Below are 19,753 nucleotides of genomic sequence, written 5' to 3'. Positions count from 1 at the left end.
CGGTGTCGTCCGGTTACTTGAGCTTGAGGTTGAAGGACCAGACGGCGAGCGGCTTGCCGTCCTCGGCGATCTGCAGGAAGGCCAGCTTCTTCGAGGTCGGCGCCTCGCCCTGGCCGCCCGTCGCGAAGACGTCGGCGTTCGGGAAGCTGCGGTACGTGCTCGACGAGGGCTCGGTGATCGGCTGGCCGTCGAGAACCGCCGACCAGCGCTTGCCGTCCTCGACGATCTCCGGCTCGACGCCGAGGCGCAGCGTTTCGCCGCGGCCGTACTCGATGGTCTTGGGGTTCTTGAGGTTCGTGAGGCACTCCTGGACCTCGTCCATGGAGAGCTCCTTGCCGTCGTTGTGGCAAGAGGCCTCGGCGGACACCGACGAGCTGCCGACCGTCACGGTCGCGAGCGGGGTCGGCTTGTCGCAGGCGGAGAGGAGGAGGAGGCCGGCGGACACGGCTCCGAGGGCCGCGACGCTGCGGCGGGCCCTACCCGAGAAAAGCGGTGCGGTCATGAGCCGAAGGCTATCGGGCCCTTGGGCTGCGCCGCTGCACGGGGTACCGCCGGCCTGCGGCGCGCCGCCGTTCGGCTCCCGCCGGGGGTGGCTGTTTGCGCGCGGGCGCGGCGTTGTTGCGGGGGCGCTGCCCCCGGGCCCCCGCGCCTCAAACGCCGGCGGGGCTGAAAGATCGGGGCTCCGCCCCGGGCCCCGCGCCTCAAACGCCGGCGGGGCTGGATGGGCCGGCGGGGCCGGATTCGGTGGGAGTCCGGGGGGTCAGGCGACCCTGGGGCGGGACGGGCGTTGCTGTGGCTGGTGGCGGGGGGACGACAGGGCGCCGCGGACGGCCATCGTCGCGCCCAGCGCGACGATCGCCGCCGCCACCGACATGCCCAGTACGCCGTTCAGCGGCAGGACGATGCCGATCGCCCCGCCCAGCACCCACGCCACCTGGAGCAGCGTCTCCGAACGGGCGAACGCGGAGGTCCGTACGGCCTCCGGCACGTCCCGCTGGATCATCGCGTCCAGCGACAGCTTCGCCAGTGCCTGGCAGAAGCCCGCCGTCGCCGCCAGCACGGCCACGAACACCCCGCTGTAGAAGACGGCCGCCAGGACCGCCACGCCCAGCGTCACGCACAGCACCGACGCGACGATCATCTCCGGCGCGCGCGCCCGCAGCCACGCGCCCACCGCCGTACCGCAGGCGTTGCCCACGCCCGCCGACACGCCCACGATGCCCAGCGACACCGCCGCGCTCTGCCCCGCCAGGGGATGCTCTCGCAGCAGGAACGCCAGGAAGAAGATCAGGAACCCGGACAGCCCGCGCATCGCCGCGTTCGCCAGCAGCCCGCACAGCACGCTGCGGCTCACCGTCCGCAGCCCCGGCCGCTTCGAGTGCGCCTCGTGCGTCGACAGCCGGGCGCGGCGCTCGCCCTTCGCCTCGTCCACCTTGTGCGGCAGCGTGAACGCCGCGAAGGCGCCGCCCAGGAAGATGACGCACGCCCCGTACAGCGGCCACTGCGGCCCGATGGAGTTCAGCCCGGCGGCCACCGGCGCCGCCGCGCCCGTGGCCAGCAGACCGGCCAGCGTGACCCGGGAGTTCGCCTTGACGAGTGAGAATTTCGGCGGGAGCAGCCGGGGCACCACCGCACTGCGCACGACCCCGTACGACTTGGACGCCACCAGCACTCCCAGCGCCTCCGGATACAGCTGGAGACCCCCCGTGGCCACCACGGCCGACATCAGCAGCGCCAGCACCGCCCTCGCCAGCATCGCCGCCGCCATCGAGGCCCGCCGCCCGTGCGGCAGCCGGTCCAGCAGCGGACCGATCACCGGGGCCAGCACCGTGAACGGCGCCATCGTGATCGCCAGGTACAGGGCCACCCGGCCCCGTGCCTCGTCCGTGGGCACCGAGAAGAACACCGTCGACGCCAACGCCACCGTGATCATCATGTCGCCGGCGCCGTTGATCGCGTGCAGCTCGATCAGCTTGCCCAGACCTGATTCGCCCGCCCCGTGCGCGTGCGTGGCCCGCCGGATCCCCTTGGCCGGACCGGTGATCGGAAGGTGCAGGGCACGCCCGACAGCCCGGCCGGCCCGCCTGGCCGGTCCCGAGCCGTCGTCGGACGACCGTACGGGTGCCACACTCGACATAGTGCCCCACCCGGCCCCCGCGGGGCGCCCCCCGGCGCGTCGCACAACCGGCGGCTTGTCCGCGAATCGGACCTTGCATGTGTGCCCAGGGCTTAAGAGGAGGTAGCGTGCGTAGCGCGCCACCGGCGGTTGCTCCTGGCCGCGCGCCTCTTCGTGATCCCGCAGAATGGATCGCAGTGAGGTGCGCCCGGAGTCCGATCGGGTGCGGACGTCGACGCGGCCCTCTGGTCCGCTCCGCCCGCGCCTCGTACGGACAGCACCACCGGGTCGTTGTGGACGACAGTACGGACGGCGCACACGTGAGACGGCGTAGGAGAGAACGAGACCAGTGAGTGCTGCGACGACGCGAAGCCGTACCCCGCGTACCCCCGACCGCCTGTGCGTCGAGGCGGTGGAACTCGCCCGCGCGGCCGCCGAGGAGGCAGCCTTCCCCGGCGTGGTGGGCGCACACGTCTCCGTCGTGGCGGAGGGCGACCGCGTCGTCACCCACTTCTTCGAGTCCAAGGAACCGGGATACCGCGGCTGGCGCTGGGCCGTCACCGTGGCCCGCGCCTCCCGCGCCAAGAACGTCACCCTCGACGAAACGGTGCTGCTTCCCGGCGACGACGCCCTGCTGGCCCCCGAGTGGGTGCCGTGGAGCGAGCGGCTGCGCCCCGGCGACATGGGACCGGGCGATCTGCTGCCCACCGAGGCCGACGACCTGCGGCTGGAGCCGGGCTGGTCGGGCGAGGACGCCCCGCCGCCGAACTCCGTCGTCTCCACCGAGATGGCCGAACTGGTCGAGGCCGAGGACGCCGACGTCACCGACCGGGTGACGGTTCCCGCCCGCGGCTCCATCTCGTCCGTCGCCGAGGAGCTCGGCATGCGCCGGGCGCGCGTGCTCTCCCGGTACGGGCTGCACAGCGCGGCCGACCGCTGGGACGAGTCCTTCGGCGCGAAGACCCCGATGGCGCAGGCGGCGCCCGCGTCCTGCGTCTCCTGCGGCTTCCTCGTCGCCGTCGGCGGCTCGCTGGGGCAGGCCTTCGGTGTCTGCGCGAACGAGTTCAGCCCGGCCGACGGCCGCCTGGTGTCGCTGTCCTACGGCTGCGGCGGCCACTCCGAGGCCGCGGTCGTGCCGGCGCCGCTGCGGCCGCCGCCGCCGGTCCTCGACTCGATGGCCTCGGACGAGTTCGTCCTGCGACCGGCCGCGGACACCGGCTCGGTCCCGGCCGCCGACGCCCAGGCCTCGGACCTGGACCTCGGCCACTCCTAACCCGTACGGCCCCGCCTGTCGGCCCGGGGACTGCCGGCGCGGGCGGGCCCGTGCCGGCAGTGCCGTGCCGTCAGTCCCGCGCGCGGCGGCGGAAGAGCCGCTTCGCAGCGAAGACCAGGGCCAGACCGCCCGCCAGGACCAGGGCGCCCTTGCCGAAGCTGCCCGTCGGCTCCTGCGAGGTCGCCGCGTCCGGCGGTGACCCGGGCTGCGGCGAGGCCGAACCGCCGGGCGAGGGGGCCGCGGCCGCAGGGACCGCGACCACCCGGCTGCTCGCGCCCTCCGAGCCGAACATCAGCGTGGAGCCGTCCGCGGCGTACGTCACCGACTCCGCCTGCCCCTGCCACGGGGCGTCCACCCGCTCGCCCTCGCCCACCGGCCGGCCGTCCTTCCACGGGTACGTCCGGGCGGTGAAGTAGCCGCGCAGGGTCAGCCGGCTCCCGTCCGGGGAGAACGCCCCGTCCGTCACCCACGGGACGTCGGCGACCCGCCGGAAGACGTTGTCCGCGCCCGCCGACAGCTGCGCGGGGCCCTCGTACAGGCCGCCCCTGCTCTCGTCCTTGCTCGCGATGTAGACCCGGCCCGTCACCGGATGCACCATCAGGGACTCGGCGTTGCGCGGCCCGTCCTCGTACCGCACCGTGAACTGCGCTGCCTTGACGGTGACATCACCCAGCTGCCGCGGCTCCTGGAAGCGGTAGATCCACACGTGGTCCCAGGTGCCGCCCCGGTTGTCGCCGATGTCACCGACGTAGAGCTGTCCGTCCGGGCCCAGCGAGATCGCCTCGACGTCGCGCGGCCTGCCGATGCCCGTCAGCGTCACCCGGGCCACGGTGCTGCCGGTGGCCGAGTCCACCGCGTAGACGTACGGGCCGTCGTCGCTGTCGTTGTGCGTCCAGTAGACGCCCGGATGGATACGGCTGGCCGCCAGCCCGCTCGACTCCTTGATCCGCGGATCGGAGATGGTGAACGAGGACGTCCCGGGGGACTGTGCCGCATACGCCGTGCCGGGCAGCACGGCGAGGGCGGTGGCGGCGGCGAGGGCGGTCGCGGCGGCCGCGAGGGCGGCGGCGGACGGCAGGGACGGGCGCATCCTCCCAGCCTGCCAGCACGTGCCGCGTGTCCGGCGTCACAGATCCTTCTGTCACGCGATCCGCGATGATGACCGGATGCGTTTCATGTTCGTCGGCGACTCCATGACCATCGGACGCGTCGGCGACTACACCTGGCGCTATCGGATGTGGCAGCACCTCGACTCGACCTTCGGCGGCCCCTACCGGATCGTCGGCCCGCGCTGCGAGGTCTACGACACAGGCGCCGACGCCCCCGTCAGCCACCAGTACGCCGACCCGGGCTTTCCCGAGCACGCCCGCCGCCACCTGGCCGGCTGGGGCGAGGGCTGGCAGCACATGGCCCCCGTCATGGGCGAGACCGTGGCCGCGCACCGCCCGGACGTGCTCCTGGTCTCCCTCGGCCTGATCGACCTCGGCTTCTACACCGACGCCGAGCAGACCGCCGCCAACGTCCGCCGCTTCATAGCGGGCGCCCGCCAGGCGCGCCCCGGCATCCGCATGGTGCTGCTGCCCGTCATCCCGAACAGCCGGGCCGAGGAGGACGCCCCCTTCGCCGCCGAGGTGGACCGCTTCAACGACCTCCTCGCGAAGGCGGTGGCCGACCTCACCACGGACGCCTCGCCGATCCTGCTGGCCGCGCGCCCGGCCGCGTACGACATCCACCGGGACACCTACGACGGCACCCACCCGAACGCCTCCGGCGAGCACCGCCTGGCGGGCGAATTCGCCGCGGTCCTCCACCAGGCCTGGGGCCTCGGCGGGCCCTACCGCGCGGCGCAGCACCCGTAACACGCCCTGCACCAGAGGGGCTTGCTTCGAGTGCACTCGAAGCAGTTGGCTAGGGCCCCATGAAGTACACACAGCTCGGACGCACCGGCCTCAAGGTCAGCCGACTTGTACTCGGCACCATGAACTTCGGTCCGCAGACCACGGAGCCCGAAAGCCACTCGATCATGGACTCCGCCCTCGATGCGGGCGTCAACTTCCTCGACACCGCAAATGTGTACGGGTGGGGTGAGAACAAGGGCCGCACCGAGGAGATCATCGGGACCTGGTTCGCCCAGGGCGGCCGGCGCCGCGAGAAGACCGTCCTCGCCACCAAGGTCTACGCCTCGATGTCCCGCGAGGGCGAGACCTGGCCCAACTACGACCGCCTGTCGGCGCTGAACATCCGTCGGGCCGTCGACGCCAGCCTCAAGCGGCTCCAGACCGACTACATCGACGTCTACCAGTTCCACCACGTGGACCGCCGGACCCCCTTCGAGGAGATCTGGCAGGCCGTGGAGGTCCTCGTCCAGCAGGGCAAGATCCTCTACGTCGGCTCCTCGAACTTCCCCGGCTACAAGATCGCCCAGGCCAACGAGGTCGCGGCGCGCACCGGGCGGCTCGGGCTGGTCAGCGAGCAGTGCCTCTACAACCTCGCGGAGCGGCGCGCCGAGATGGAGGTCATCCCGGCAGCCGAGGAGTACGGGCTCGGCGTCATCCCCTGGTCCCCGCTGCACGGCGGGCTGCTGGGCGGGGTGATCAGGAAGGAGGCCGCAGGTGGCCGACGGGCCTCCGGGCGGTCCGCGGAGGCACTGGCCAACAGCACGGTACGGGCGCAGGTGCAGGCGTACGAGGACCTGCTCGACAAGCACGGCCTGGAGCCGGGCGAGGTCGGGCTGGCCTGGCTGCTGACGCGTCCCGGGGTCACCGGCCCGATCGTGGGGCCGCGTACCCAGGAGCAGCTCGCCTCGGCGCTGCGCGCCGTGGAGCTGGAGCTGAGCGAGGAGGTGCTGGCCGGGCTGGAGGAGATCTTCCCCGGTCCCGGGCCCTCGCCGGAGGCCTTCGCCTGGTAGCCGTCCGGTCGTCGTCGCCGCCGGTGGCGGTCGTGGTGGTCGTGGCCGTCGTCGGGGCTACTGGCCGACGGCGGCCGCCACGGCGACGACGACGAACATCAGCACGAGCACACCGGCCATCACACGGTTTCTGGTCTTGGGATCCACCCGTCGAGCCTAACGCGGCAGCCCCCGCATCGTGGACGCAGGGGCTGTGCCGTGGTGGGCGCGCTGCCGGCCGTGGCCGAGCGGTCACTGCCAGCTCATGTCACCGTTCTGGGCGGCGACCGGGGGCTTGGCGGCGGTGAGCGGGGCGGCGGAGGCGACAGCCGGCGTACCGAGGACGAGGGCGAGGGCGACGACCGCGGCGGCCTTGGCGATGCGCGTGGTGTTCATGGTGTCCGGTGTCCCTTCGGGGTGCCGTGAGGCGTGGTGACGGTGGCTTCCCGGTCGGTCCCGCACCCCGCGGTGGCGCTGTCCCTTTCCGGTGAGACATAGCTAAGCCGCAGCTCAGCAGGGGGAGAAGAGGTATCGGCTGGCCCAAACCGTCCGTGGACGGATGAGGACAGGAACCCGGTCGAAGACCCCTTCCGGCCGTGCGCGGAGCACCGCCGTGCGCGGTGGAGCGCGGCGGTCAGCCGCCCCGGAGCTCCGGCACCGACAGGGGCATCAGCGGAACGCCGACGTCCAGGAGGCGCGCGGGGGGCAGCGCCCGCGCGCCGAGCAGGCGGCGGCAGACGGACTCGGCGTGCCGCTCCGCCTCCTCCAGGGAGTCCGAGAGCAGGAAGAAGCCCAGCGTGAAGTGCTCCGCGGACTGCGGGTGCACGGCCAGGTGCTCCACCCGGTCCCGCGGGCGCAGCCCCGCGCGGGCCGTCTCACGCAGGTCGTCGGGCACGTGCGCCGGAGGGACCGTCCGCAGACGGGCATGGACCAGGTACATGTCTCCACCGTCTCCCCTGCGGACCCGTGCCGGACACCCTTCCGGCTGGCCGGTTGTGGCCGTGGACACATCTGGCCCGACGGCGCTTCTTTGAGATGATCATCCCGATCGAAGTGCCAACGGGGTGGGGGGATACACATGTTGACCGAATTGGGCCTCGATGTGAGAGCCGAGGGCGTCTACCGGGCCATGCTCATGGAGCCCGGGTCGGGCGTGACCGCGCTCGCCGACGCCGTGGGGATCGGCGAGGGCGACGTACGCGAGGCGCTGGACCTGCTGAGCGAGCTGGCCCTGGTCCAGCCGTCGGCCGACGACAGCGGGCGGCTGCGCGCCGTCTCACCGGACATCGGGATGGAGATCCTGATGGCCCGGGGGCAGGCGGAACTCGCCGCGCAGCAGCAGCGGCTGGAGGCGTCCCGGGCCGCCGCGGCCAGGCTGATCTCGGAGTACTCGGAGCTGCGGCCGGCCGCCAGACATCCGGGCGTGGAGCAGCTCATCGGCCTCGACGCGGTCCGCGACCGGCTGGTCGCGCTGACCCGGGAGACGAAGGAGGAACTGCTGGCCTTCTCGCCGGACGCGACGCTGAGCGAGTCGGCGCTGGCCGCATCCCGCCCTCTGAACAGGGCGCTGCTCGAACGCGGTGTGCGTATGCGGACCCTCTACCTGGACAGCGTGCGCAACAGCCGGCCCTCCGTGGAGCACGCCAACTGGCTCACGGAGCTCGGCGGCCAGGTCCGTACGGTGGCGTCGCTGCCGACGCGGATGCTCATCGTGGACCGCAGGACGGCGCTGATCCCGGTGAGCGACGACTCGGCGGCGGGCGCGGTCGTGCTGACCGGTCACGGCATGCTGGTCGCCCTCTGTGCGCTCTTCGAGTCGACGTGGGCGGCGGCGCAGCCGCTGGCGGAGGTGGCGGTCCTGGGGCCGGACGGTCTGACCGCGCAACAGGCGGCCGCTGTAAGGCTGTTGGCGGAGGGGCACACGGACGAGGCGATAGCCAAGCGGCTGGGGGTCTCCTCGCGCACGGCCCGGCGCATCGCCAACGAGCTGATGGAACGGCTCGGGGCGCGCAGCCGCTTCGAGGCCGGCGTCCGCGCCGTCCAGGAGGGCTGGCTGCCCACGCGCCCCTGAACGGTGTTGCAGCTGAAAGCCGCCCGGCGGGATCACGACAGTGGTCCCGCCGGGCGGCTTTCACGTGTGCGGGGGAGCGGGCTGCCGGACGGAGGGGCCGGATCAGGCCAACCGTGGCCAGGTCCGGCCATGGCCTTTTCGGTCCAGCCGATCTCTCTTCCGCCCGGCCCGGGCAGCGGCGAATCTATTGCTTGTCAGCGGGGCAGCCCCCGCAGACAAGCACCGAAGTCCCTGAAACCCCTGAACGGACGCCACCGCGGGACGTCCGAGGGCGACGGGATCCAGCCAGCCAGCCTCTTCGTATCGAAAAGGAGCAACACCCCATGCGTACGGGAATCCTCCGGGCCACCGCGGTCGTCGCCCTCACCCTCGGCATCACCTCCGTCGCCCCGATGGCCTCCGCCCACGCCCCGGCCCACCCGGCCCCGGCGACCGGAACGGCCGGGCCGACGGGCACCGCCGGCGCAGCACTGACCGCGGTGACCGGGCGGCCGTAGCGCCCTCGGCGGCCCTGACGCCCCGCGCCGCCCCCGCACCACCGTCCCCCCGCACCACCTCACAGGACCGCTGTACCTGCAGGACAGCTGTCCGTCCGCCACACCTCGCACGTCGTACGTCGCACTGCCGCCGGTCGAGCGCCGCTCCCGGCCCCCGGACCTCCTGACCCGCCAGAACCGGAGCACAGCCATGTCCCGACACCTGCCCAGAACCCGACACGCGGCCGTCGCCGCACTGATCGCCGGCGCCGTCGCCGCCGGCACCGTCGTCGCCGTCGACTCCGCCGCGATGGCCGCCCCGGCAGCCGTCACCGCCGAATCCCCCGCGAACCCCGACTACGGCAGCCCCGGCCAGGGCCCCGAGGGCGCGGTCGACGGGGACACCCGGGCGACGGCCTTCGCCGCGACCGCCCCCACGAAGCTCACCCGCAGCGGGGCCATCGCCCGGGCCAAGAGCTGGGTCGGCATCGGCCTGGACTACGACAGCGGCGGCCGGCGCGGCGGATACCGCACGGACTGCTCGGGCTTCGTCTCGATGGCCTGGGACCTGGACTTCCAGCCGGCCACCAACACCTTCGCCTCCCGCGGCGTGACCGAGTCGATCACCAAGTCGGAACTGAAGGCGGGCGACGCCCTCCTGGACGACGACGCGGGCTCCTCCGGCCACATCGTCCTCTTCGAGAGGTGGGCCAACTCCGAGCGCACGAAGTACTGGGGCTTCGACTTCACCCCCAGCGGTGTCCACCACCGCGTCTACGACTACCCGTACTACCCGGGATACGGCCCCTACGAGCCCGTCCGCTACAAGAACATCGCCGACGACACGACCACCCCGCCGCCGCCCGCACCGGGCATGACCGACCTCGTCGCGGTCAACATCAACGGCGACGCCGTCGACGACGTGGTCGGCGTGGAGGCGTCCACCGGCAAGCTGTGGCTCTACAAGGGCGCCTCCAACGGCACCATCGCCTCCGGCGGCAACCGCGTGGAGATAGGCAGCGGCGGCTGGAACGGCATGGCCGACCTGGCCGGCGGCGACTACACCGGCGACGGCAAGGACGACATCGTCGCGGTCGAGGAGGCCAGCGGAAAGCTGTACCTCTACCCGGGCACCGGCAGCGGCCTCTCCTCCCGCAAGGAGATCGGCTCGGGCGGCTGGAACGGCATGGCCGAGCTGATGGGCGGTGACTTCAACGGCGACGGCAAGGCCGACCTCGCGGCCGTGGAGGAGTCCACGGGCAAGCTGTGGCTCTACAAGGGCAACGGCGCCGGATCGGTCGGCGGAGGCAGCAGCCGCCTCATGATCGGCAGCGGCGGCTGGAGCAGCCTGCACGACCTGGTCGGCATGGACATCGACAACGACGGCAGGACCGACGTCGTCGGCGCCGACCGGGCCAGCGGCAAGCTCTACCTCTACACCAGCAACGGCGCCGGCCTGAACTCCCGTACGGAGATCGGCTCCGGCGGCTGGAACGGCATGAACGACCTGATCGGCGGCGACTTCACCTCGAACGCGAACGACGACCTCGTCGGCGTCGAGAAGGCCACCGGAAAGCTCTACCTCTACCCGGGCACCGGCACGGGCCTGGGGGCGCGCAAGGAGATCGGCTCCGGCGGCTGGTAGCCCCGACGCCCGACGCATCTGACCGCTCGCCTTCGCAACTCCCTTCCCCTGACACCCTTTTTGGCACCCTCGTGCCGGTTTGGAAGCACTCCCATGTCTGTCGAGACCACCACCTCCGCCCACGCCCTCTCCCGCCTCATGTCCCGCCGGGTCCGCATCGCCACCGGCCTCGTCTGCGCCACCGTCGCCGCCGTGGCCCTCTCGGCCGGCGGTGCGAACGCCGACGGCGGTCCGCAGGACCCGCACGGCGACATGACCGAGCTGACGGCGGCCGACCTCGGCCTGCCCGAGGGCCCTCAGATGATGACGGCCATGGCGGCCACCTCCGGCGACGACCGCCCCGACTTCCAGATGCCGTTCAAGTGCGGCGAGACCTGGCAGGGCGCCTCCCGCCCCCACCACAGCCCCACCGCCAACGCGATCGACTGGACGCAGGGCGGCTCGACGGTCAACTCCCCCGTCGTGGCGAGCGCCGACGGCGTCGTGTCCAAGGTGAGGGACCTCGGCGGCTCCAGCTACGGCAAGTACGTGGTCATCAACCACGGCGGCGGCTGGTCCACCGTCTACGCCCACCTCAACGGCTTCAACGTCTCCAGCGGGGCGACGGTCAAGGCCGGCCAGCAGATCGGCATCGTCGGCAGCACCGGCAACTCGTCCGGCGCCCACCTCCACTACGAGCAGCGCCACGACCTGGTCGACCAGCGCACGGTCTTCAACGGCAGCGTCTTCAGCGGCTCCCAGAGCTGGTCCAAGTCGCTGACCAGCAAGAACTGCGTCACCAAGACCCCGGAGCCGAAGCCCGAGGGCCCCGGTGGCGGGGGTGCCGGCTCCACCGGCATGGTCGACCTGGCCTCGGCCGACCTCAACGGCGACAACGTGGTCGACGTCGCAGCGGTGGAGGCGTCCACCGGCAAGCTGTGGCTCTACAAGGGCGCTTCCAACGGCACCATCGCCTCCGGCGGCAACCGTGTCCTGATCGGCTCGGGCGGCTGGAACGGCATGTCCAACCTGACGGGCGGCGACTTCAACGGCGACGGCAAGGACGACATCGCGGCGGTCGAGGAGTCCACCGGCAAGCTGTGGCTCTACAAGGGCGCCGACAACGCGACGATCGCCTCGGGCGGCAGCCGCGTCCTGATCGGTACGGGCGGCTGGAACGGCATGTCCAACCTCACGGCCCTCAACCTCAACGGCGACAAGATCGCCGACCTGGCGGCCGTCGACAAGGCCACCGGCAAGCTCTACCTCTACCCGGGCACGTCCACCGGCCAGCTCGCCTCCCGCAAGGAGATCGGCTCGGGCGGCTGGAACGGGATGTCCAACCTCACCGGCATGGACCTGAACAACAGCGGCCGCCAGGACCTGGTCGCGGTCGAGAAGTCCACCGGCAAGCTGTTCATGTACCCCGGTGACAAGGGTTACCTGAGCCCGCGCATCCTGATCGGCTCCGGCGGCTGGAACGGCATGTCCGACCTGATCGGCGGCGACCTGCTGAACTCGCAGCTCTCGGACGACCTGATCGCCGTCCAGAACTCCACCGGCAAGCTGTTCCTCTACCCGGGCACCGGTGCCGGCGGCCTCGGCGCCCGCAAGGAGATCGGCACCGGCGGCTGGTAACCACCTGAAGGCCACCACCTGATGGCGGCCACGTGATGGCGACCAGGTGAGCTGAGGACATGTGAGGCGGCCCGTCCCTGCAGGACGGGCCGCCTCACGGCGTTCGCGCGCGGGCTGCGCGTGTACGCGGTTCAGCCGGCCAGCGGCCAGGCCCGCACGGTCTCGTAGCGGGGCTGTTCGCCCGGCACCCCGCTCTCGGGCAGGTTGCTGCGGACCAGGCTGAGCGTGTCCACCTGCCAGGCCGTGCCCTCGAAGTCGGCGAGGGCGTCCAGGTACGGGCGCAGCGGGGTGGTGGCATGGCGGCTGCGGGCGAGGGTGAGGTGCGGGGTGTACCGGCGGTGCTGCTCCATGGGGACCCCGGCCCGCCGCGCGGCCGCGTCGGCCCGGTCGGCGAGCAGGCGCAGGGCGTCGAGCCCCCCGGCGGCGCCGGCCCACAGGGCGCGGTCGCCGAAGTGGCCGCAGCCGTGCAGGCGCAGCGCGAAGGGCGCCGTACGGTGGGCGGCCCGCTCCAGGCGGGAGTGCAGCTCGGGGAGCACGTCGTCGGACACCTCGCCCATGAAGGCGAGCGTGAAGTGCCAGCCCGCTTCCGCGGTCCAGGTCAGCCGGTCGTCGCGCACTGCGTGCACGGCGGCGGCGAGCTCGGCGACGGCCGCGTCCGGCGGCAGAACGGCGGCGAACAGTCTCATGCGGGGAGCCTATGCCGTGCGCGCCGCCGCTGCGGGGACTCCGCCCCCGGACCCCCGCGCCTCAAATACCGGCGAGGCTGAATCGGGACGGCGCGGTCCGAGAACAGCCTCGCCGGTGGTTGAGGCGCCGGTCCGGGCCCCGCCGGAGGCGACGGGTCAGGCCACCGTCACCAGTTCGCGGCGGCGTGAAACGGCCGGGACGAAGGCCACCCCGTGGCGGTCGACCCGCAGCCGGAGGTTTCCGACGCGGGCCAGGACCACCGCTATCGCCACGGACGCGGCCAGGGAGATCAGGGCGCCCGAGGCCATGCCGATGCGCGCGCCGTAGGTGTCCGTGATCCAGCCCAGCAGCGGGGCGCCCAGCGGGGTGCCGCCGGTGAAGACCATCATGAAGAGGGCCATGACCCGGCCCCGCATCTCGGGGTCGGTGGCCATCTGCACGCTGGAGTTTGCGGTGACGTTGACCGTCAGGCCGAAGACGCCGATGGGCACGAGCAGCGCGGCGAACAGCCAGAAGCCGGGTGCGAAGGCCGTCACGAGCAGCAGTACGGAGAACAGTGCGGCCGCGGCCACGAGCAGCCGCAGCCGGGAGTGTCCGCGGCGGGCCGCGAGCAGGGCGCCCGCGAGGGAGCCGGCCGCGATCAGGGTGTTGAAGAGTCCGTAGGTGCCCGCGTCGCCGTGGAAGACGTCACTCACGAACGCCGACAGCCAGATGGGGAAGTTGAATCCGAAGGTGCCGATGAAGCCGACGAGCACGATCGGCCAGACCAGTTCGGGCCGGCCAGCGACGTAGCGCAGGCCTTCGCGCAGCTGGCCCTTGGCGCGGGGCCGGGGCTCGACCGGGTGCAGCTCCTTCGTCCGCATCATCAGCAGGCCGGCGATGGGCGCGGCGAAGGAGAGGCCGTTGAGCAGGAAGGCCCAGCCGGAGCCGACGGCGGTGATCAGCACGCCTGCGATGGCCGGGCCGACCAGCCGCGCGGACTGGAAGTTGGCCGAGTTGAGGCTGACGGCGTTGGCGACCTGGGCCTTGCCGACCATTTCGGGGACGAAGGTCTGGCGGGCCGGGTTGTCCACGACGGTGATCAGGCCGAGGACGAGTGCCGCGACGTAGACGTGCCAGACCTGGACGTGGCCGGCGAGGGTGAGGGCGGCGAGCGCGACACCGGTCAGGCCCATCGCGCTCTGGGTGGCGAGGAGGAGGGGCCGCTTGGGCAGCCGGTCGGCGAGTACGCCTCCGTAGAGGCCGAACACCAGCATCGGCAGGAACTGCAGGGCGATGGTGATGCCGACGGCGGAGGCGGAGCCGGTCAGTGAGAGGACCAGCCAGTCCTGGGCGATGCGCTGCATCCAGGTGCCCGTGTTGGAGACGACCTGACCGGTGGCGAAGAGCCGGTAGTTCCGGATCCTCAGCGAGCTGAACATCGAGTTCCCGCTCGCGGGTGCCGCGCTTGCCGCGGGTCGCGCGGCGGTAGTGGGGGTGGATATGTGGCCGGGTGCGGAGTCTGCTCCGTTTCCCGTACTCAAAAGCGTTCGCCTCCTGGCGTCGTTCCTACAGGTGCGCGAGCTTCTCCAGGACAGGTGCGGCCGCGCGCAGCTTGGCCCATTCGTCCTCGGTCAGCTCTGCCGCGAGCCCGGCCAGGAAGGCGTTGCGCTTGCGGCGGCTCTCTTCGAGCATCGCTTCGGCCTCCTCCGTCTGGCGGACCACCTTCTGGCGGCGGTCGTCGGGGTGCGGTTCCAGCGTGACCAGTCCCTTGGCTTCCAGCAACGCGACGATGCGCGTCATGGACGGCGGCTGGACGTGCTCCCGCCGTGCCAGCTCGCCGGGTGTGGCCTGGCCGCAGCGGGCGAGGGTGCCGAGGACCGACATCTCGGTCGGGCTCAGCGACTCGTCGACGCGCTGGTGCTTCAGGCGCCGCCCCAGCCGCATGACGGCGGAGCGGAGATCGTTCACGGCGGCAGCATCGTCGCCATGGGAGAGGTCATGCATGTATTTAGAATAACTCATTACTCTCGCTAAAGAACACCGGGTTTTCCCGGCCATGCACCTGGTGTGTGTCAGGTCACTCGTACGGGTGAGTCGGCGGGTGAAAGTGACACGCGTACACGGTCTGTGCCCCGACTCTTTCGCCATGGGGACACATGTGCTGAGCGTGCGCATAGACGGGGAGCTCCTCGACAGGCTCCGGATCCATGCGGCCAAACGCGGAATGAGCGTCCAGGACTACGTGGTCCGGACGCTCATTCGCGATGACTTCGACGAGCGCTTCACGGCGGCCGTCGACGAGACGGAGAAGTTCTACGGGCTGACGTGAGCCCGGACACCCGCTAGCCGAGGCCGAGCGCGGGCATCGCGTAGTAGAAGACGAACACCGCCGACACGACGTACATGGCGGTCGGGACCTCGCGGCCCCTGCCGGTCGCCAGACGCAGCACGCTGAAGGCGATGAAGCCGATGCCGATGCCGTTGGTGATCGAGTAGGTGAAGGGCATCATCACCATGGCCAGGAAGGCCGGGACGGCGATGGTGAAGTCGCTCCAGTCGATGTCCTTGACCGATCCCGCCAGGATCAGGAAGCCGACCGCGACCAGCGCGGGCGTGGCGGCCTGCGACGGGACCATGGTGGCCAGCGGGGTGAAGAACAGCGCCACGGCGAAGAGCGCGCCGGTCACGACGTTCGCCAGGCCCGTACGGGCACCCTCGCCGACACCGGCCGTGGACTCCACGAAGCAGGTGGTGGCCGAGGAGGAGGTGGCGCCGCCCGAGGCGACGGCGAGGCCGTCGACGAACAGGACCCGGTTGATGCCGGGGAACTCGCCGGACGTCCTGTCGATCAGCTTGGCCTCGTCGCCGACGCCCAGGATCGTGCCCATGGCGTCGAAGAAGCAGGACAGCAGCACGGTGAAGACGAAGAGGATGCCGGTGAGCACCCCGACCTTCGCGAAGCCGCCGAAGAGGCTGACCTGCCCGACGAGCCCGAAGTCGGGAGCCGCCACCGGGTTGCCGGGCCAGGCCGGGACGGTCAGGCCCCAGCCGGAGTCGGGCAGCTCGGCGACGAGCTGGACGACGACCGCGACGAGGGTCATGGCGACGATGGAGATCAGGATCGCGCCGGGGACCTTGCGGATCAGCAGGGCGAGGGTGAGCAGCGTGCCGATCACGAAGATCAGGACGGGCCAGCCGTCGAGGTGGCCGTTGCCGCCGAGCTGGAGCGGGACCGTGGTGTGCGCGGCGTCCGGGATGCGGGAGACGAAGCCGGAGTCGACGAGGCCGATCAGCATGATGAACAGGCCGATACCGATGGCGATGCCCTTGCGCAGGCCCAGCGGGACGGCGTTCATGACGCGCTCGCGCAGTCCGGTGGCGACCAGCAGCATGACGACGAAGCCGGCCAGGACCACCATGCCCATCGCGTCGGGCCAGCTCATGCGCGGGGCGAGCTGGAGGGCCACGACGGTGTTCACGCCGAGGCCGGCGGCGAGCGCGATGGGGACGTTGCCGATGACGCCCATGAGGAGCGTGGTGAAGGCGGCCGTCAGCACGGTGGCCGTCACGAGCTGACCGCTGTCGAGCTGGTGGCCGTACATGTCCTTCGCGCTGCCCAGGATGATCGGGTTCAGCACGATGATGTACGCCATGGCGAAGAAGGTCGCGAAACCGCCGCGGACCTCGCGGGCGACGGTCGAGCCGCGCTCGGAGATCTTGAAGTAGCGGTCCGTCCCGCCGGAGGGTGCCCGGGGGGAAGGCTCCGGAGCGGCGGGTGCGGGGGCGGGGGCCGGGGTGCTCATACGGTCCTCATTGGTGGTTCATACGAAGAAAATGGGCCGCGCCCAAACCGTTTCAGTATGAACACATCAGCGAAGAGCCGTCCATCTCCGCGCGTAGACAGCGCGGAGGCCCGCGGCGGGGCGGGGGGAGGCCCGCGCGGGACGGCCGGAGGGGTCCGGCTCGGGCCCGCTTAAACTGGCCGCATGGCGAAATGGATTGCGAAGCACGAGGCGCCCGAGCCCCTTGAGGGCCCCGTCGTCGCGACGGTCACGGGTGGCACGATCCTGTGGTTCGCCCTCTTCGTGGTCCAGCTGCCGTTCTACGGCTGGTTCGCCGACCGCGGCCAGCTGTGGTGGGTCTGGACCTGCGCGGCCGGAGGCTTCCTCGGCCTGATCGGCATCTGGTACGTCCGCGGCCGCGAGGCGGCACTGCGGCGCCACGCGGCGGCTGCTGCCGCGCAGGCACGGCAGGAGGCGGGCGGACCCGCCTAGGGGCTGTATCGGGTGCTGTGACCCGGTGAACCTCTGCGGTCACAGCACCGGTGCTGTGACCTGGTGAACCTTGACGGCCACAGCACCAGCTCCCGCCGGGGCGGCTGCGGTTCGGGGCGGGCCTGCGGGCATCCGTACGGGGCCGCGCGGGGTCGGCCGCGACCAGGGGAGGATTCGGGTCATCCCCAGGTCGTATCTTCGGACTTTTCGGCGGGTGAAGCGTTCGAACCCCGCTTACCGTCGGAACATGACGGAGCGGGCGAGGATCGACCAGGACGGGCGGGAGCCGGGCGGCGGGCCCGGGACGGCCATCGACGCCGGGGCGGAACTCGACCCCGTGCACCCCGTACGGCCACCGGCGCCCCGGTTCAAGCCGGGCGGGCTGACCACCGCCGAGGTCGCCGAACGCGTGGCCCGCGGAGACGTCAACGACGTACCCGTGCGCTCCTCTCGCTCCACCACCGACATCGTCCGCGGCAACGTCTTCACCCGCTTCAACGCGATCATCGGCGTCCTGTGGGTGGTCATGCTCTGCGTCGCGCCGATCCAGGACAGCCTCTTCGGCTTCGTGATCATCGCGAACACCGGCATCGGCATCATCCAGGAACTGCGCGCCAAGAAGACCCTCGACGGCCTCGCCGTCATCGGCGAGGCCAAACCCAGCGTGCGCCGCGACGGCCGTACCGCGGAGATCTCCACCTCCGAGATCGTCCTCGGCGACGTCATCGAACTCGGCCCCGGCGACAAGGTCGTCGTCGACGGGTCCGTCGGCGAGGCGGACGGCCTGGAGATCGACGAGTCCCTGCTCACCGGCGAGGCCGACCCCGTCCTGAAGAAGCCCGGCGACCAGGTCATGTCCGGCTCCTTCGTCGTCGCCGGCGGCGGCGCGTTCACCGCCACCAAGGTCGGCCGCGAGGCCTACGCCGCCCAGCTGGCCGAAGAGGCCTCCCGCTTCACGCTCGTCCACTCCGAGCTGCGCTCCGGCATCTCCACCATCCTCAAGTACGTCACGTGGATGATGATCCCGACCTCCATCGGCCTGATCGTCAGCCAGCTCGTCGTCAAGGAGAACAACCTCAACGACGCCATCGCCCGGACCGTCGGCGGCATCGTGCCGATGATCCCCGAGGGGCTCGTCCTCCTCACCTCCGTGGCCTTCGCGATCGGCGTCATCCGCCTCGGCCGCAAGCAGTGCCTCGTACAGGAGCTGCCCGCCATCGAGGGCCTCGCCCGCGTCGACGTGGTCTGCCTCGACAAGACGGGCACGCTCACCGAGGGCGGTATGGACGTCACCGAGCTCCGCCCGCTCGGCGGCGCGGAGCCGGCGTACGTGGAGAAGGTGCTCGGCGCGCTCGGCGAGTCCGACCCGCGTCCCAACGCCAGCCTCCAGGCGATCATCGACGCCTACCCCGACAGCGCCGAGTGGCGGTGCACCGAATCCCTGCCCTTCTCCTCCGCCCGCAAGTACAGCGGCGCCAGCTTCAGCGAGGGCGACGGCGAGAACAACACCTGGCTGCTCGGCGCCCCCGACGTGCTGCTGCCCGCCGGGGACCCCGCCCTCGACGAGATCAACGACCTCAACGAACAGGGCCTGCGGGTCCTGCTGCTCGCCCGCTCCGCCCGCGAGCTGGACGACGAGGCCGTCGCCACCGGGGTCAGGCCGACCGCCCTGGTCGTCCTGGAGCAGCGGCTGCGCCCCGACGCCGCCGACACGCTGCGCTACTTCGAGGACCAGAACGTCAAGGCGAAGGTCATCTCGGGCGACAACGCGGTCTCCGTCGGCGCCGTCGCCGACAAGCTGGGCCTGCCCGGCGCGCAGAACACCGTGGACGCCCGCAAGCTGCCCGCCGAGCAGACCGAGATGGCCGAGGTCCTGGACGGCAACTCCGTCTTCGGGCGCGTGACCCCGCAGCAGAAGCGGGACATGGTCGGCGCCCTGCAGTCCCGGGGCCACACCGTCGCCATGACCGGCGACGGCGTCAACGACGTGCTCGCCCTCAAGGACGCCGACATCGGCGTCTCGATGGGCTCGGGCTCGGAGGCCACCCGTGCCGTCGCGCAGATCGTCCTGCTCAACAACAGCTTCTCCACCCTGCCGTCGGTGGTCGCCGAGGGCCGCCGGGTCATCGGCAACATCACGCGCGTGGCCACCCTCTTCCTCACGAAGACGGTCTACTCGGTGCTGCTGGCCATCCTGGTGGTGTGCTCGCAGGTCGAGTACCCGTTCCTGCCGCGCCACCTGACGCTGCTGTCCACCCTCACCATCGGCATCCCGGCGTTCTTCCTGGCGCTGGCCCCGAACAAGGAGCGCGCGAAGGCGCACTTCGTGAGGCGGGTGATGCGGTACGCGATCCCCGGCGGCGTGATCGCGGCGACGGCCACCTTCGCCACCTACCTGATCGCCCGCCACCACTACACGGGCGCGGACGCCCTGCCCGCGGAGACCAGCGCGGCGACGCTGACGCTGTTCCTGACCTCGATGTGGGTCCTGGCGATCATCGCCCGCCCGTACACGTGGTGGCGCGTGGCCCTGGTGGGCGCGATGGGCGGGGCGTTCCTGATCGTCCTGGTCGTGCCGTGGCTCCAGGACTTCTTCCAGCTCAAGCTGGTCGGAACCACGATGCCGTGGACCGCGGTGGCGGTCGCGGCGGCCGCCGCGACCCTCATCGAGCTCACCTTCCGCTGGGTCGACCACAAGTTCCCGGCCTGACCGGCCTGACCGGCC

The 19,753-nt window shown here is 71.7% G+C and carries 19 protein-coding genes; 10 read left to right on the top strand and 9 right to left on the bottom strand.

The genetic code is table 11. The annotated features are described in order from the left end of the window. Positions 1-13: 13 nt before the first annotated feature. Both ACFWFZ_RS24375 and ACFWFZ_RS24370 read right to left on the bottom strand, forming a co-directional pair. The gene (locus tag ACFWFZ_RS24375) at positions 14-502 is read right to left on the bottom strand and encodes a DUF2771 domain-containing protein (protein ID WP_387124961.1); all 489 of its coding nucleotides are present in this window, start codon (positions 500-502) and stop codon (positions 14-16) included. 258 nt (positions 503-760) lie between these two features. Continuing rightward, positions 761-2,137, bottom strand: a complete 1,377-nt coding sequence (locus ACFWFZ_RS24370; RefSeq protein ID WP_387124960.1) for an MFS transporter — start codon at positions 2,135-2,137, stop codon at positions 761-763. A 328-nt stretch (positions 2,138-2,465) separates the two neighbouring features. Between ACFWFZ_RS24370 and ACFWFZ_RS24365 the strand changes: the two genes are divergently transcribed. Next, positions 2,466-3,389, top strand: coding sequence for a DUF3027 domain-containing protein (locus ACFWFZ_RS24365; protein ID WP_387124959.1), 924 nt, complete (start codon positions 2,466-2,468; stop codon positions 3,387-3,389). A 70-nt stretch (positions 3,390-3,459) separates the two neighbouring features. On the opposite strand, the gene ACFWFZ_RS24360 is transcribed toward ACFWFZ_RS24365, so the two are convergent. Then, complete coding sequence (locus ACFWFZ_RS24360) at positions 3,460-4,479, bottom strand: WD40 repeat domain-containing protein (protein WP_387124958.1); 1,020 nt, start codon at positions 4,477-4,479, stop codon at positions 3,460-3,462. A 76-nt stretch (positions 4,480-4,555) separates the two neighbouring features. On the opposite strand from ACFWFZ_RS24360, the gene ACFWFZ_RS24355 reads away from it, so the two are divergent. Together ACFWFZ_RS24355 and ACFWFZ_RS24350 are read left to right on the top strand one after the other, a co-directional pair. Next, positions 4,556-5,248: a GDSL-type esterase/lipase family protein gene (locus tag ACFWFZ_RS24355; protein ID WP_387124957.1), complete on the top strand. Its 693-nt coding sequence runs from the start codon at positions 4,556-4,558 to the stop codon at positions 5,246-5,248. Between the two features lie 59 nt (positions 5,249-5,307). Beyond that, positions 5,308-6,297 carry an aldo/keto reductase gene (locus tag ACFWFZ_RS24350; protein WP_387124956.1) on the top strand — a complete coding sequence of 330 codons (990 nt, stop codon included), beginning with the start codon at positions 5,308-5,310 and terminating at the stop codon, positions 6,295-6,297. A 231-nt stretch (positions 6,298-6,528) separates the two neighbouring features. Here ACFWFZ_RS24350 and ACFWFZ_RS24345 read toward each other — a convergent pair whose 3' ends face one another. Beyond that, positions 6,529-6,672 carry a hypothetical protein gene (locus ACFWFZ_RS24345; protein WP_387124955.1) on the bottom strand — a complete coding sequence of 48 codons (144 nt, stop codon included), beginning with the start codon at positions 6,670-6,672 and terminating at the stop codon, positions 6,529-6,531. 238 nt (positions 6,673-6,910) lie between these two features. After that, positions 6,911-7,216, bottom strand: coding sequence for a hypothetical protein (locus ACFWFZ_RS24340; protein WP_387124953.1), 306 nt, complete (start codon positions 7,214-7,216; stop codon positions 6,911-6,913). A gap of 138 nt (positions 7,217-7,354) precedes the next feature. On the opposite strand from ACFWFZ_RS24340, the gene ACFWFZ_RS24335 reads away from it, so the two are divergent. The 4 genes from ACFWFZ_RS24335 (at position 7,355) to ACFWFZ_RS24320 (ending at position 12,085) form a co-directional block, all read left to right on the top strand. Next, the gene (locus ACFWFZ_RS24335; protein ID WP_387124951.1) at positions 7,355-8,347 is read left to right on the top strand and encodes a helix-turn-helix domain-containing protein; all 993 of its coding nucleotides are present in this window, start codon (positions 7,355-7,357) and stop codon (positions 8,345-8,347) included. 323 nt (positions 8,348-8,670) lie between these two features. After that, positions 8,671-8,844 carry a hypothetical protein gene (locus ACFWFZ_RS24330; protein WP_387124950.1) on the top strand — a complete coding sequence of 58 codons (174 nt, stop codon included), beginning with the start codon at positions 8,671-8,673 and terminating at the stop codon, positions 8,842-8,844. A 190-nt stretch (positions 8,845-9,034) separates the two neighbouring features. Continuing rightward, on the top strand, positions 9,035-10,468 hold the full coding sequence (locus ACFWFZ_RS24325) for an FG-GAP-like repeat-containing protein (RefSeq protein ID WP_387124949.1): 1,434 nt from the start codon (positions 9,035-9,037) through the stop codon (positions 10,466-10,468). 93 nt (positions 10,469-10,561) lie between these two features. Further along, positions 10,562-12,085 carry a peptidoglycan DD-metalloendopeptidase family protein gene (locus tag ACFWFZ_RS24320; RefSeq protein WP_387124948.1) on the top strand — a complete coding sequence of 508 codons (1,524 nt, stop codon included), beginning with the start codon at positions 10,562-10,564 and terminating at the stop codon, positions 12,083-12,085. A 131-nt stretch (positions 12,086-12,216) separates the two neighbouring features. Here ACFWFZ_RS24320 and thpR read toward each other — a convergent pair whose 3' ends face one another. From thpR to ACFWFZ_RS24305, 3 genes are all read right to left on the bottom strand, one after another. Next, entirely contained in the window at positions 12,217-12,771 is a 555-nt protein-coding gene (thpR, locus tag ACFWFZ_RS24315; protein WP_387124946.1) for an RNA 2',3'-cyclic phosphodiesterase, read from the bottom strand. A 156-nt stretch (positions 12,772-12,927) separates the two neighbouring features. Next, entirely contained in the window at positions 12,928-14,295 is a 1,368-nt protein-coding gene (locus ACFWFZ_RS24310) for an MFS transporter (RefSeq protein ID WP_387124945.1), read from the bottom strand. Positions 14,296-14,320: 25 nt separating this feature from the next. After that, a complete protein-coding gene (locus tag ACFWFZ_RS24305; RefSeq protein ID WP_030010566.1) occupies positions 14,321-14,758 on the bottom strand; it encodes a MarR family winged helix-turn-helix transcriptional regulator in 438 nt (145 codons plus the stop codon). A gap of 142 nt (positions 14,759-14,900) precedes the next feature. Here ACFWFZ_RS24305 and ACFWFZ_RS24300 point away from each other — a divergent pair, with 142 nt between their 5' ends. After that, the gene (locus ACFWFZ_RS24300) at positions 14,901-15,083 is read left to right on the top strand and encodes a ribbon-helix-helix protein, CopG family (protein ID WP_387124944.1); all 183 of its coding nucleotides are present in this window, start codon (positions 14,901-14,903) and stop codon (positions 15,081-15,083) included. A gap of 13 nt (positions 15,084-15,096) precedes the next feature. On the opposite strand, the gene ACFWFZ_RS24295 is transcribed toward ACFWFZ_RS24300, so the two are convergent. After that, positions 15,097-16,557 (bottom strand): NCS2 family permease, encoded by a 1,461-nt coding sequence (locus ACFWFZ_RS24295; RefSeq protein WP_387124943.1) that lies wholly within the window; start codon positions 16,555-16,557, stop codon positions 15,097-15,099. 183 nt (positions 16,558-16,740) lie between these two features. On the opposite strand from ACFWFZ_RS24295, the gene ACFWFZ_RS24290 reads away from it, so the two are divergent. Both ACFWFZ_RS24290 and ACFWFZ_RS24285 read left to right on the top strand, forming a co-directional pair. Continuing rightward, entirely contained in the window at positions 16,741-17,028 is a 288-nt protein-coding gene (locus ACFWFZ_RS24290) for a DUF2530 domain-containing protein (RefSeq protein WP_387124942.1), read from the top strand. Between the two features lie 247 nt (positions 17,029-17,275). Further along, entirely contained in the window at positions 17,276-19,738 is a 2,463-nt protein-coding gene (locus ACFWFZ_RS24285; RefSeq protein WP_387124941.1) for an HAD-IC family P-type ATPase, read from the top strand. Positions 19,739-19,753 lie beyond the last annotated feature (15 nt).

It is taken from the genome of Streptomyces sp. NPDC060232 (assembly GCF_042726555.1).
Taxonomy (GTDB): domain Bacteria; phylum Actinomycetota; class Actinomycetes; order Streptomycetales; family Streptomycetaceae; genus Streptomyces.
This window is presented reverse-complemented; position numbering and strand designations above follow the sequence as displayed.

Coding starts and splice junctions, on each gene's coding strand:
- ACFWFZ_RS24375 (WP_387124961.1), bottom strand. CDS start 502: ATGACCGCACCGCTTTTCTCGGGTAGGGCCCGCCGCAGCGTCGCGGCC.
- ACFWFZ_RS24370 (WP_387124960.1), bottom strand. CDS start 2,137: ATGTCGAGTGTGGCACCCGTACGGTCGTCCGACGACGGCTCGGGACCG.
- ACFWFZ_RS24360 (WP_387124958.1), bottom strand. CDS start 4,479: ATGCGCCCGTCCCTGCCGTCCGCCGCCGCCCTCGCGGCCGCCGCGACC.
- ACFWFZ_RS24355 (WP_387124957.1), top strand. CDS start 4,556: ATGCGTTTCATGTTCGTCGGCGACTCCATGACCATCGGACGCGTCGGC.
- ACFWFZ_RS24350 (WP_387124956.1), top strand. CDS start 5,308: ATGAAGTACACACAGCTCGGACGCACCGGCCTCAAGGTCAGCCGACTT.
- ACFWFZ_RS24345 (WP_387124955.1), bottom strand. CDS start 6,672: ATGAACACCACGCGCATCGCCAAGGCCGCCGCGGTCGTCGCCCTCGCC.
- ACFWFZ_RS24340 (WP_387124953.1), bottom strand. CDS start 7,216: ATGTACCTGGTCCATGCCCGTCTGCGGACGGTCCCTCCGGCGCACGTG.
- ACFWFZ_RS24335 (WP_387124951.1), top strand. CDS start 7,355: ATGTTGACCGAATTGGGCCTCGATGTGAGAGCCGAGGGCGTCTACCGG.
- ACFWFZ_RS24330 (WP_387124950.1), top strand. CDS start 8,671: ATGCGTACGGGAATCCTCCGGGCCACCGCGGTCGTCGCCCTCACCCTC.
- ACFWFZ_RS24325 (WP_387124949.1), top strand. CDS start 9,035: ATGTCCCGACACCTGCCCAGAACCCGACACGCGGCCGTCGCCGCACTG.
- ACFWFZ_RS24320 (WP_387124948.1), top strand. CDS start 10,562: ATGTCTGTCGAGACCACCACCTCCGCCCACGCCCTCTCCCGCCTCATG.
- thpR (WP_387124946.1), bottom strand. CDS start 12,771: ATGAGACTGTTCGCCGCCGTTCTGCCGCCGGACGCGGCCGTCGCCGAG.
- ACFWFZ_RS24305 (WP_030010566.1), bottom strand. CDS start 14,758: ATGCATGACCTCTCCCATGGCGACGATGCTGCCGCCGTGAACGATCTC.
- ACFWFZ_RS24300 (WP_387124944.1), top strand. CDS start 14,901: ATGGGGACACATGTGCTGAGCGTGCGCATAGACGGGGAGCTCCTCGAC.
- ACFWFZ_RS24295 (WP_387124943.1), bottom strand. CDS start 16,557: ATGAGCACCCCGGCCCCCGCCCCCGCACCCGCCGCTCCGGAGCCTTCC.
- ACFWFZ_RS24290 (WP_387124942.1), top strand. CDS start 16,741: ATGGCGAAATGGATTGCGAAGCACGAGGCGCCCGAGCCCCTTGAGGGC.
- ACFWFZ_RS24285 (WP_387124941.1), top strand. CDS start 17,276: ATGACGGAGCGGGCGAGGATCGACCAGGACGGGCGGGAGCCGGGCGGC.